The organism is Caballeronia sp. GAWG1-5s-s, assembly GCF_023631445.1.
Taxonomy (GTDB): domain Bacteria; phylum Pseudomonadota; class Gammaproteobacteria; order Burkholderiales; family Burkholderiaceae; genus Caballeronia.
On record NZ_JALQDC010000033.1, the window covers coordinates 25,412 to 38,118 of the forward strand.

A 12,707-nucleotide genomic window follows, 5' to 3' on the forward strand; every position below is an offset into this window, starting at 1 on the left:
AAGTTCAGGGAAGAATTGCCGATACCAAACGGCCCGCAAGGCCGCGCAAGCAATTCCAGCTAAAGCGCCCCTTCATCCTTGCCGATAAGAACGAACGAAAACGTTCACAAGAAAGCCGCAAGAGATGTTGATCCCCTGTGTCACATCGCGACGCCCGCGTCTCGCCGCCGCGTCGCTGCCTTTGCTCGCCGGTGCAGTCGTGGCCGCAGCATTGAGCGCATGGACCTCGCCCGTTGGCGCCGCGTCGGCGGCGTCGCTGGCGGGCGCTTCCGCACAGGCCGACGGCAGCGCGAGCGACGACCTCGCGTCGATGCCGCTCGAATCGCTGATGAGCCTCACCGTGAGCGGCGCGACGCGCATCGAGCAGTCCGCGTCGAGCGCGCCTGCGGCCGTGATGGTCCTCACCGCGACCGACATCCGCGATTACGGCTGGCGCACGCTCGGCGACGCGCTCGCCACGCTGCCGGGCCTCTATGTCAGCTCGGACCGCACGTACTCGTATCTCGGCGCGCGCGGCTTCCAGCGTCCGGGCGACTACAACAGCCGCTTCCTGCTGCTGATCGACGGCATGCGCCTGAACGATGCCGTCTATGGCCAGGCGCCGATCGGCCTCGATTTTCCGGTGGACATGGATCTCGTCGAGCGCATCGAGTACATACCCGGTCCGGGATCGGCCGTGTACGGCTCGAACGCGTTGTTCGGCGTCGTCAACGTCATCACGAAGAAGGGCAGCGCAATCGGCGGCGCGCAGGTCGCGGGCGCGGTCGGCAGCTTCGGCGAAAAGGAAGCGCGCGGCACGTACGGCTGGCATGGCGCGAACGGCGCCGATCTCGTGCTGTCCGCCACGGCCTACGAGCGCCACGGACAAGACCTCTACTATCCGGAGTTCGATACGCCGGACCAGAACCACGGCATCGCGCAGAACCTCGATGGCGAGCGCAACCAGACGGTGTTCGCCAAGTTCGGCATGGGCGGCTTTCGCATCAGCGCGGGCTACGGCAACCGGACGAAAGACGTGCCCGGCGCGCCGTATGACGCCGTGTTCAACGCGCCGATGAGCGTGACCGACACGCATTCCTTCGTCGATGCCGCGTACACGCAGCGCGTGCGCGAGGACATCGCGATCGATTACGAACTCTATGCCGGCCGCTACGACTACACGGCCCGCGAGCTGGGAGCGCCGGCACCCGGCATCGCGAACGTCGACGGCGATCATGCTGCCTGGTATGGCGGCGATGTCCACGCGACCGTTCGCACAGTGCCGCGCAATCGCATCATGGTGGGCGTCGATTACACGATGAACGCGGCGCAAAACCAATGGAACTACAACGTCGCGCCTTATGACAAGCTGCTCGACGATCATCGCATGAGCCAGCGCGCGGGCTTCTATATCGACGATGAAATCAAACTCGCCGAACCGCTGACGCTCGATATCGGCGTGCGCTTCGATACGGAGACGCACGTGGGCGGCAACTTCAGCCCGCGCATTGCGCTGATCTGGCAGCCGACCGCGAGCGATACGCTCAAGCTGATTTACGGCGGAGCGTATCGCGCGCCGAACGCGTACGAGATGTACTACGCGATTCCCGGCGATGGCGGCCAGCTCGCGAACCCGTTGTTGAAATCCGAGCATATCGACACGCAGGAAATCGTCTACGAACGCGCGCTCGGCAGCCTCGGGCGCGCGACCGTCACGCTCTTTCGCTATACGCTGCGCGATCTGATCACCGAGTCGGTCGATCCGGACACGGGCCTCTATGCCTTTCGCAACGTCGATCGCGCGCAGGCACGCGGGGCGGAACTCGCGTGGCAGCAGCAGTTCGCCTCGGGCGTGCGCGCGCGCATGAGCTACTCGTATCAGTTTTCGCGCGATTCCATCAACGGCGGCGCGTTGCAGAATTCACCGCGCCACATGGGCAAGCTCAACGTGAGCGCGCCGTTGTTCGCGAAGTGGGCGCGCGTGGGCGCGGAAGCGCAGTGCATGTCGTCGCGGCTGGCGGAAGCCGGTTCGGCTGGCGGCTACTGCGTCGCGAACGTGTCCGTGCATAGCCGCAAGCTCGTGCCGCGCGCGGACGTGTCCTTGTCCGTCTACAACGTGTTCGATCGCCGCTACGCCGATCCCGCCGGCCCCGGCTTCGTGCAGGACGTCATCGCGCAACAGAGCCGCACGTTGCTCGCCAAAATGGTCTACGGGTTCTGATGATGTGGATGCGTCGCTGCATAGCGTTGTCTCTCTGCGCGGCCGGATCGGTCGCGGCATGGCACGCGCACGCGCAGGCGGACATGCATAAGTTGGAGAGCGCGTACATCTTCAATTTCACGCAGTTCACGCAATGGCCCGCCGAGCGCATGCGCAACGGCGAGTTGCGCGTCTGCGCGAGCGCGCGCAGCTCCATGCGCGAGGCGCTCGCCGCGCTCAACGGACGCGCGGTCGGCTCGCGCGTGTGGCGCTTCATCACGCTGGCGGAAAAGCGCTTTGCCGATTGCGACGTGCTCGCTCTCGATGACGGCGACAACGCGAACGCGGAGATCCGCGATGCGCTCGCCTCGGACGATGCGCTGCTCGTCGTCGCGGGCGTGGGCGCGAGCCCGCCGGGCGAGCCGGTCGTCGCGCTAATCGCGCAGGACGATCATCTGCGCTTCGATATCAACAATGCCGAGGCGGTGCGCCGCAAGCTCGTGCTCAGTTCCAAACTGCTGCGACTTGCAAGGAGACTCAAGTGACCGCCATCAAAACGCGCAGCGCAAGCACGAGCCGCCTCACCGTCCGCGCGAATCTGGTGAGCGTGGGCATCGCGCTCGTGGTCGCGAGCGTCGTGCTGCTGCTGTATCAGGCCGTGGCCTTTCGCAGCGCGCTTTACGACGATGCATCCTTGCAAGCGACGGTGATCGCGGAGAACGTGAGCGCGTCGCTCATGTTCGACGACGAGGGATCGATGCAGGACGTCTTGCGCTCGCTAGGCCGCGTGCCTTACGTCGAGACGCTCAGTGTCTATAAGAGCGATGGGCGGCTCTACACGCGCTATGCGCGCGAAGGCATCACCCGCGAGGAACAGGCGGAAGGCACGCTGGAGTCGACGGAGCATCGCGACGCCCTTTCGCTCGGCGACGTCTTCGTGCGCGCGCCTATCGAACACAAAGGCCGCATTCTGGGGCATGTGGTGCTCGTCGCGACGAGTGAGCTCGTGCGCCGGCACCTCGCGCAATATGCGGCGTTTCTAGGCATTGCCTGTCTCGGCGCGATGTGGATCTCCACGCTCGTGATGAACCGCATGCGGCGGCGCGTGAATCAGGCTGAACGCGAACTGGAGCGTCTTGCGCGTACCGATCCGCTGACCAATCTGCCGAACCGTCGCACGTTCTATGAAATGCTGGAAGAGCGCGTCGCGAGCGCGAAGGAACCGAGCCGTTATTTCGGCATCGTATTGATCGACCTCGACGACTTCAAGACCGTGAACGACACGCTGGGCCACGGCGCGGGCGATGAACTGCTGCAACACGTTGCGCGCGTGCTGAGCGACACGGTAGGAAGCCGCGCCGTCGTGAGCCGCATGGGCGGCGACGAGTTCGCGGTGACGCTCACGACCTCATGGAAGCGAACGGCGGTCGCGGAACTGGCGCGCGAGATCGGCACGGCGTTGTGCCGCCCGGCGACCTTCTTCGGCCGCGAGATCAACGTGACGGCGAGCGTGGGGTATGCGAGCTTTCCCGAGGCGGGCGACGATAGCGGCAGCCTGATCACGAGCGCCGATATTGCGTTGTACGAAGCAAAAGCGCTCGGCAAGAACACGGTGGTCGGCTTCTCGCCGGAGATGATGCACGCGGCGCAGCGGCGCGCCTATCTCGAAGCGGAGTTGCGCAAGGCCGTCGACAGCGACGCGCTCGAACTCGTGTTTCAGCCTCAGTTCGACTGCCGCAGCGGCATGCTCGTGGGCGCTGAGGCGCTGGCTCGCTGGACGCATACGAAAGAGGGCGCGGTGTCGCCGGGCGAGTTCATACCCATTGCGGAGAACAGCGATCTGATCGTGTTGCTCGGGCGCTCCGTGCTGCAGCGCGCGTGCGTGGCGGCCGCGACGTGGAATGCCGCGTGTCCCGGCGTTGCCGTGCGCGTCGCGGTGAATGTGTCGGCGCGTCAGTTGCGGCATCCGGCTTTCGTCGGCGACGTAATGGCGGCGCTTGCCACGAGCGGCCTCGCGCCGGCGCTGCTCGAACTCGAATTGACCGAGAGCCATCTGATTGCGAATCGCGAGACGGGTATCGCCGTGATGAATCGTCTTCGCGCAGCAGGCGTGTTGCTGTCGATCGACGACTTCGGCACGGGCTATTCGTCGCTCTCTTATCTGCATGCGTTTCCGGTGAACGCGCTCAAGATCGACCGGTCGTTCATCGAGCGGTTGCCCGAGGACGGCCAGCCGATCGTGACCGCGATCCTTTCGATGGCGCATAGCTTCGGGCTCGATGCGGTGGCAGAAGGAGTCGAGGATCCGAAGCAACTCGATTGGCTCGTCGGTGCGGGTTGCGACGTGGTGCAGGGCTTCTTGACGGGGCGGCCGATGTCGTTGCAGCAGTTCCGGGAGTTGGTGGAGAGAGAGCGGGAGGAGCGCGCTGAACGGGAGGTTGGAGGCGGGAGTGCGTTGGTGGCCGAGGCTTGAATGTCGCTTGTTATTGTCGGAACCCTCCAGTGCCATTTCGTATGAAGCTCAATCGAAGTGTCCGACACGCACCTTAGTAACTACACGCATGGCTGCGCATTGAAACAGTTAGACGTTTCAATTCAGTTCGCGAAAGACCTCGCGACGACCGTTGAGCTCTTTCACGAGAACACTCATAAGCAAACCGACAATTTATTTTTTGGAGAACTTACATTCGGGCCGGGTGCTGGCGTTATGCTTATGCGTCCCGACGCTACGGGCTACGCATAGGAGTGCGTGTCTTAACGGGCGAAACAATTTCAGACAGCTTCATAGTCACTCAGTCATCTTATCAAATGAAGTTTGACGCGCGGAGGTTTCGGCTATGGTCCAAGTTGTCATTCTGAGCCTTGCGAGATTAACCGAAGACAGCGAAGGCGAGTGTGCCGTCCCCTTTCGGTTGAGTGATCAGAGCGGTTCCGTTCTGGATCAAGGAATTCTTTCCTCGAAGCGTATCAAACGTATTACCATTTCTCGCGACTCTCGCGGGAACACAAAACCCTTGGCGGGGGCGACTCGAAGTCCTTCAGCTTTGACGTATCTAACGCTCGAGTTGATCAGGAGAGACGGCACTAGTACTTCGTGTCGCATCCCGTTGATTGGTCAATTCGTCACGCACACAGTCGATCTCGTGCCCGACGAGCTTCCGGGCTGGCTCCGGTGGGCTGCGGCAGATGTCGACTTGTCGGAACGGGCGAGGGCTCGCTTTATCGACACCCGCGCGCATGACATTTGGGGTCGACTCTGGACGCGGCGCTTAAGTACGTGGCGCGCGGGCAGTCTCAGGATCGAGCAGGAACAGCGAAATGCGTATTCGGCACAGTTCGAACTGACGATAAACGAACCATCGGTACTGGAAATCGGTGGGCCGGAGCTTCGTTCGAGATTCATAGTCCTGCCGCAGGGGCGAATAAAGGTACTGCTTGCGCCCAACAACGCATGTCTCGCGACCGAAGATCCATTGCGAGTCGTCGTGACTCGATGCTCGTCTTCCGCGAGAAACGTCCTGCTTTCTTTGCTTTCGATAAACCAGAACATATACTCGGCCGACGTAACACGCGAGCTTTCGACCGACTTCGACTGGAACGCCATTGGCCAGGACACATTGAGCGGATGTGCGCTGGGCTACGCCGCGCTGCGGCTGGGCGCATTAGATCTCTTCTCCCAAAGCGACGCGGAAACTCTTTTTGAAATGGCGCACGCTTCGTCTGACGCCGCCATCCTCCTCGCGACGCGAACCATGGCAGAGGGCACGACTGATTCGGCCAAACTGCTTCGATTGCTGGACGTCGGCATCGGCCGCGGATTACCCGTGCTTGCCCAGTCACTCAGCGCGGCCAATGTCGCCTTAGATCGACTGCGGCGAAGCCCGAATTCCGTCAGCCAAAAGAAGCTCGACACGCTAGCGGAAAAAGGACGAACGTATGCGCGAGTCCGGGCCGACGTGTCGCCATTCATGAGTTTCTACGGATATTCGCCGGAATCGCCCGGGCTCTCTCGAAACACTGACTCGAGGAGGCACGGAACATTGCATGGCGCGACCGCTGCGGCGGCTGCACTGATGTCATCCCTCCGACCCATGCCGTGGGCAACATTAGTGTGTAGCGAGAAGACTACCGTTGCACCGCAGCATAAACATGTCGATATTCTCTAGACCATAGCATCAGCCCGTTCGCCGCACTTAATCCGAGGAGCGAAAAAGCTGTACTTCGCTCCTCCAGATTTTTTTCGGTGATAGTGTTAGAAACAGCAGCTAAAGACTTCGTGCCTTCGACGCAGTCGCTATTTCACGATCGGCAATAGGCCAGCCGGTCCCAATTATTGGTCAGGTGGATGTCCGCATACTCGATATGGACTCCGAATAATCCTATCAAATTACAAAAAGAACGCTGTGAAATGGCGGATTAAGACCGGCACGATTTCGGTTGAAACGTTTTCTTAACCGGGTGCCCGTTAATGTGTGGGTTGCCGCACGTACATAAACTTTCGTTAACCCGAATGTAGCACTCTCCAGAAATAATTACGCTCAACGACAGTCGATTCACGCCTTGGCTCAAAAGCTTCTTTCGCTGGAGTCCCGGTGATGGATGCGTATCGACCTATCAGTCAGTGAGATGGCTATCGCAGGACATACTGTAAGGAACTTGTAGATGAACACACCTATCCTTGGTCTTGACCCAGTGCCGCCCAGGAGGGTGGACGACTCATTTTCTGCAAGCGATTTCTGGAAGTTGATCGTTGATAACGTTTGGCTGGTACTCAGCATCGTCGTTCTGGTGACGGGCGCGGCAACGCTCTATGCGTTTATTGCCACGCCGGTTTATTCGTCTGACGCGTTGGTCAAGGTGGAGTTTCCTAATCCGAATGCGTTGGGCGTCAACGCACAGACGCAACCGCAAACCGTGCCTTCCACGCTCCCGACCGACGCGGAGATGCAGATCATTCAAAGCCGTGCGGTGCTTTTGCCGGTGATCAAGCAATATAACCAGAACGTCGTTGTCAAACCTCATGAAGTGCCGTTGTTGGGCCGCATCTCCGAGTTGTTCGCGACGACAGGCGAGCCGTCCGCGCCGCTTCTCGGGCTGAATTCCTTTGCGTGGGGCGGCGAGGTCGTGAAAGTCGCGAAGCTGGAAGTTCCCGCGCGTCTGGAAAACATGACGCTGAGCTTGCGAGCTCTGCCGCAAGGCGCGTTCGAGCTAACCGATCCCAGCGGTAATTCCATTCTTCACGGTAATGTCGGCCACCCGGCAACCGCGGACGGCACGACTATTTTGATCGACAGCCTTGTTGCCAGGCCGGGCACCGAGTTCAACGTCGTGCGCTATAGCGACTATCAGGCCATGACGCGATTCCTGAAGAGTCTGAAAGTCATGGAGTCGATGAAGGACTCGGGCGTCGTGCAGATCGTCTATGAAAACGAGGATCCGAATCTCGCGCAGGAAATCACGAACGCCATCGCTCAGAAATACATTGCGGCTCACGTTAATGAGCACCGGCAAGAAGCGAGCGTGACGCGCGATTTCATCATCGGCGAACTCCCGCGTCTGGAGCAGGAACTGCAACGCGCAGAAAGCGCATTGACCCAATACCGCACGTCCGCAAGTTCGATGACGCCGGGCACGGAAGCGTCGTCTTATCTGCAGGGCAGTATCGACATCGAGCGGCAGATTGCGGCGCTTCAAATGCAGCGTACCCAGACGGCGAGCCGCTACGCGCCTACCACTCGCGAAGTACGCACCATCGACGAACAACTTGCTACGTTGAACGCTCAGAAGCAGGCGTTCGACCAGCGTTTCGGGCGGCTGCCTGCGTCCGAACGCAAGTTGATGGATCTGACGCGCGACGCGAAAGTCGCTGAAGATATCTACGTCGCGATGCGCGAAAAGGCCAGTGCATTGGCAGTGACGCGCGCAGGCACGATCGGCAACGTGCATCTTGTCGACTCCGCGATTTACCCGACGGATCCGGCCAAGCCCAAGCGTCCTCTTATCATCGCGGGCGGCGCAGCTGCGGGGATGATCATCGGACTGTTGTTTGTTTTCTTCCGCGATCAACTGTCGCGCAACGTCAAGACGCCGGAGGCAATTGAGCGCCGTCTGAGCTTGCCCGTGTTCGGCGCAGTGAGTTTCAGCCCGGTTCAGGCGCGTCTCGATCGTCGGACGAAGCCGTCGCTTCTCGCCAGCAAGAGCCGCGCGCTTTCGTTGACCGACAACTCGTCCGCGCGCGCATCCGGCGATGAGTCGGCCTCCGAAGGCGGAATCGACGCGACGCAGCTGCTCTCGGCGCACGGCGATCAGGACATGGCGGTGGACGCGCTGCGCGCGGTGCATGCTTCGCTCATGCATGACATCGCTCCGGCGCAGAACAACGTGCTCGCGATCGTCGGCGCCGCGCCGGGCACCGGCAAGACATTCGTGGCCTCGAATCTCGCGGTGCTGCATGCGCAATCCGGCAAGAGCGTTTTGCTGATCGATGGCGACATGAGGCGCGGTCGCATCGCTTCGATGTTCGGACGTACCAACACTAACGGACTCTCCGAAGTGCTCGCAGGCAAGGTGCATGTGGACCAGGCGGTCGGTGAGACCGACATTCCGGGTCTCTCGCTGATGACGGCGGGGCGCTCGCCGGCCAATCCGTCGAAGATGCTCTCGACCCCGCGCATGCCGATGATCCTCGAGCATGTGCGCGAGCGCTTCGACCTCGTCATTATCGATACGCCCGCCGTGCTTGCCGTCAGCGATGCGAATTTCATCGCGGCCAATGCAGGATCGTCGGTCATTGTCGTGCGTCCAGGGCTGCAGAGCGAAGACGAACTCGAAGACGCCATCAAGCGACTCGATTCGACGGGCGCGCGCATCGCAGGCGTGATCTTCAACGCAGTTCCGAAGCGCCGTAGCGAAAGACGTACGTACGCATACGCGAGCGCTTACATGTCGCACTCCACGGCGGAGTAGCGCAAGCATGCACCTTTCGCGATGGACAGTAGATTCACGAGGAGTGCGGCGGGATAGCGTGGTGTCATCGGAAGGCTGCTTCACTGGAGCTTCGCTGTCGCTCCAGTGCGGCGCTTTCGGCACGGCGCGTAGAAAGCGGCGTTTCATTGCTATGGCCCGTGCCGCCTTGATACTCGCCGCGCCGTTGGCAGTCTTGATCGACGCAAGCCCCGCGCGTGCTCAGGATGCGTTGCAGTTGATGAGCGCGCCCGGTTCACTGATCATCGAAGACGCGGGCGACAAACGACTCAATTTCAAAGTGACGCCCGCGAATGCGTTCGATGGCGAAGCCATCGCAACGCTTTATCGCTACGACGATAACGGTGAGGTCTCGCAGTCGCCGCTCAAGGACTACCGCATCTCGCCCACCAAGGGTTCCGGCGGCCAGCAGATATCGGTGAATGTTTCTTTACCGGGCGCGGGACTGTACGTGCTCGATATAAAACTCTCATCGAAAAGCGGTGATGAGATCGCCTCGCAGAAAGTTAGTCTTGCAGTTCTCGCAGCCGGAAAAGGCAGCTTCAGCGAAGCAGGCGTGCAAACTCACTTCGCCCATAGGAAGGGCGTGCCGTCGATCGTGTTGCCGCTCGTCAAGCGAGCGGGCTTCACATGGATCCGCGATGAAGTCTATTGGAGCGCCATCGAAAAGACGCCCGGGCAGTTTCAGTTGCCACGCAACGACAACGACTATGGTGGATATGTCCGCCAGGCGGTTCGCATGAATCTGAAGCCGCTCATCGAGCTCGACTTCGGAAACAGGCAGACGTACCCGAATCTGTTCAAGGGACCGCAAGGCTTTCCGCAGACGCAGGAAGAACGCGAGCTCTTTCTGCGCTATGTCGATAAGGTCGTCGGTTTCTACAAAGGCTACGTCAAGACCTGGGAAGTATGGAATGAACCGAACTTCGCCAGCATGGGGGGCTACGACACTTACCTTGCGTTGCTGAAGCCCGTCTATAGCCTCATCAAGAAACAGAGTCCCGACGCCACCGTGCTTTCTTGTGGTGGAGGCGGAGCAGGCGGCGGCCCCGGCGGCGACTGCATTGCGGCGATTGCGAAAGCCGATGCGCTCGCTTATCAGGACGGCTTCAGCATTCATCCGTACATGTCTCCGTACGATCCCGACCACGGCTACAGCGCGAAAGGCTCTCCGCTTTCTCAGGTGAATGTGCCGAGCGTATGGCAGCATTTGCAGCGCATGACGCAATCTCATCCGAAACCGGGTGTCGGGCCGCTCGGGGTGTACGTCACGGAGATCGGATGGCCGTCGAGTCCGGAGGATGCGGGCTTGTCGGAGCGCAAACAGGCTGCGGCAGCGGCGCGCACTTACCTGTTGTCACGGCGCTTCAACACGATGAAAACGGTCATGTGGTATGACTTCGTCGATGACGGAGTGAATCCACGCGACAAGGAAGCCAACTTCGGTCTCCTGCGACTGGATCTCTCGCCAAAGCCGGCGTATGCCGCGGTCGCCACGGTCTTTCGGACGATCGGGAATCGGATGTGGAAGCAGTCGTTCGCCGATAACGAGACGACCAAGGTCTACCAATACTGCGAGAGCGATTGCGTGATCGCGGGTTGGAGACGCGACGCCGATGACGGTCCGGTCGCCACGTCCGTGCCGGTTCCGCCCGGCAAATACACACAGATCGACTGGCAAGGTTCGACGTCGACCATCGAAGTCAATGACAACTTCGAGTGGAAGCTCGGCGTCATGCCGAAGTATCTCGTGCCCGCCAGGAAGTAGCGACGGCTACTGCGGAAGTGTCACGGAGCGCTTTGATTCATTGCGAATGAGAGCGCTCCTTGCGTGATGGATCAAACGGGATTGGCTTTAACGAAATTCTTAAAGGTGTTGTAAGCCGGTGTCTTCGTGACCCCGTCGTTCTTGATAAGTCCGAAGCTGTCGTCGATCACGGCATACATCATGACGGACTGAAGGTTGTACTTGTCCTTCACCGACTTGTACTCGGCCAGCGCTTTGTTGACATATGCAACTTGCTGGTCCGGCGTGTCGGTCTGACCGTGGAAACCCCATTCCGTCAACCAGATCGGTACGCCGAACGCATCTTTCAGCGACTGGAGCACGTCGAAGCACTGATTGTTGATCCATCCACAGACCACATCGCCCGAGCTTTCGTACCAGTGATAGCAAGTGAAGTCCCAGCGGATAGTCGCGGCGCCCGAGACGCCATTCGCGGAACCATCCGGCGTAATGCCGTTCCACAGCATCTGCAGTGCGCGGAAAGCGAGAGGAATACCGACGCCCACGCCGACCTTGATGGTCGGATCGACCGCGCGCACGCCGTCGACCATGCCGCGAATCACGCCACGGAAAGAGCCCCACGCCTTCGGGTCCCAGTTGCTCGTCAGGTTGCCGTTGCCGTTCGAACGCGCATTCACGTCCAGCTCGTTACCGCATTCGATGTACTTCACCAGGCCCTTGAGCACCTTCGTCACGCTCGTGGCAAGGTTGTAGCCGAGCGTATAGGCTGCCGACTCGCTCAGTGAGACATTCCAACCGATCGACGGCGGATTCAGCACGGGCAGAATCGACACGCCGCTATTTTTGAACGGTCCGTTCAGCGCGTTCGCGAGAATCTGGGCCATCGCGGCCGTGCAGACGTCTGCACGATAGTTCGTCACGCCCAGGTCCTTGAGGATAGCGAGCTGCGCGGCGGCCGACATGGTGTTGTAGATGCTGCCCGAACCCCAGGCCATATGGCCGTTCATGCCGTAGAACAGCGAGTTGTTGCTGACAGCGTTGGCGGTGGTCGTTCCACGCGGATCCGCCGAACCGATGTTCGCCCACGGGCTGCCGTTCTTGTACCAGACGCCAGATGAGTTCTTCGCGTAGATCGTTCCGTTGAAATACAGGATGTTGACCAGCGCGACAGAGGATCCGGTCGACACATTGGAGCCGTTACGCGTGACGTGGCCGCTGGAAAGCGCCCACACGTTGCCCGAACTGTCGGTGATGGAGGACGCCGGGGGAATCACCGTGCCGCTCGCCGACGCGGCTTTGGAGACGCCGGTGGCAACGTTTGCGACGCTGCCCGACGAACCGTCGCCTTCGCTGCCGCCGCCGCAAGCCGCCAAGGCCGCGCTGCCGGCACCGGCCATGAGGACAGACAAAAAGCTTCGACGCGAGATGAAGTCGTTTTTACCGTCGATGCCAACAGGTAAAACATTCTTAACTTGGGTAGAGAGTTTTTTGAACACAGTAAGAGTTTCGTTGTTTTTCAGAGTGGGCGCAGTATATGTCTGATAAGTCTCCTAAGATGTTTCTGAATGTAACGGTATCGGGAAAAAGAAATTCTGTATTTTCTTACTATCATAAGGGGGAAAATGCTCTTAATGAGGCGGGGCATCGGGAAGAACTGACCACCCCGATTCCGGCATCGAGGGTGCATCAGGTAAAAGGATCGCTTTGTGATCCTTAATATTGATCAACCGCTTGCCGACCAGTAGTTTTTACTCAGCACTACTTTGTGGCACAAATTGCGGGCGAGGGCGCGACGAG

General features: G+C 60.2%; 7 protein-coding genes. 6 read left to right on the plus strand and 1 reads right to left on the minus strand.

The window, feature by feature from the left end; all coding sequences use genetic code 11:
* The first annotated feature begins 124 nt into the window (after window positions 1-124).
* The 6 genes from NCR34_RS24370 to NCR34_RS24395 all read left to right on the plus strand — a co-directional run bounded on the left by NCR34_RS24370 (window position 125) and on the right by NCR34_RS24395 (window position 10,931).
* Window positions 125-2,200, plus strand: a complete 2,076-nt coding sequence (locus NCR34_RS24370; RefSeq protein ID WP_502800124.1) for a TonB-dependent receptor plug domain-containing protein — start codon at window positions 125-127, stop codon at window positions 2,198-2,200.
* Between the two features lie 83 nt (window positions 2,201-2,283).
* Window positions 2,284-2,724, plus strand: a complete 441-nt coding sequence (locus NCR34_RS24375; RefSeq protein ID WP_248323731.1) for a YfiR family protein — start codon at window positions 2,284-2,286, stop codon at window positions 2,722-2,724.
* Window positions 2,721-4,652 carry a putative bifunctional diguanylate cyclase/phosphodiesterase gene (locus NCR34_RS24380; RefSeq protein WP_250501214.1) on the plus strand — a complete coding sequence of 644 codons (1,932 nt, stop codon included), beginning with the start codon at window positions 2,721-2,723 and terminating at the stop codon, window positions 4,650-4,652. The genes NCR34_RS24375 and NCR34_RS24380 overlap by 4 nt, the downstream gene beginning before the upstream one ends.
* Before the next feature lie 364 nt (window positions 4,653-5,016).
* Window positions 5,017-6,345: a hypothetical protein gene (locus NCR34_RS24385; protein ID WP_248323733.1), complete on the plus strand. Its 1,329-nt coding sequence runs from the start codon at window positions 5,017-5,019 to the stop codon at window positions 6,343-6,345.
* A gap of 577 nt (window positions 6,346-6,922) precedes the next feature.
* Complete coding sequence (locus NCR34_RS24390) at window positions 6,923-9,145, plus strand: polysaccharide biosynthesis tyrosine autokinase (RefSeq protein ID WP_250501215.1); 2,223 nt, start codon at window positions 6,923-6,925, stop codon at window positions 9,143-9,145.
* Between the two features lie 151 nt (window positions 9,146-9,296).
* Entirely contained in the window at window positions 9,297-10,931 is a 1,635-nt protein-coding gene (locus tag NCR34_RS24395; RefSeq protein WP_248323735.1) for a glycoside hydrolase family protein, read from the plus strand.
* Between the two features lie 71 nt (window positions 10,932-11,002).
* Here the strand turns inward: NCR34_RS24395 and NCR34_RS28245 are convergent, their stop codons facing one another.
* Complete coding sequence (locus NCR34_RS28245) at window positions 11,003-12,406, minus strand: glycosyl hydrolase (RefSeq protein WP_250501216.1); 1,404 nt, start codon at window positions 12,404-12,406, stop codon at window positions 11,003-11,005.
* Window positions 12,407-12,707 lie beyond the last annotated feature (301 nt).

Excerpts from the sequence above, each read along its gene's own strand:
- NCR34_RS24370 (WP_502800124.1), top strand. The coding sequence starts at position 125 with ATGTTGATCCCCTGTGTCACATCGCGACGCCCGCGTCTCGCCGCCGCG.
- NCR34_RS24375 (WP_248323731.1), top strand. The coding sequence starts at position 2,284 with ATGCATAAGTTGGAGAGCGCGTACATCTTCAATTTCACGCAGTTCACG.
- NCR34_RS24385 (WP_248323733.1), top strand. The coding sequence starts at position 5,017 with ATGGTCCAAGTTGTCATTCTGAGCCTTGCGAGATTAACCGAAGACAGC.
- NCR34_RS24395 (WP_248323735.1), top strand. The coding sequence starts at position 9,297 with ATGGCCCGTGCCGCCTTGATACTCGCCGCGCCGTTGGCAGTCTTGATC.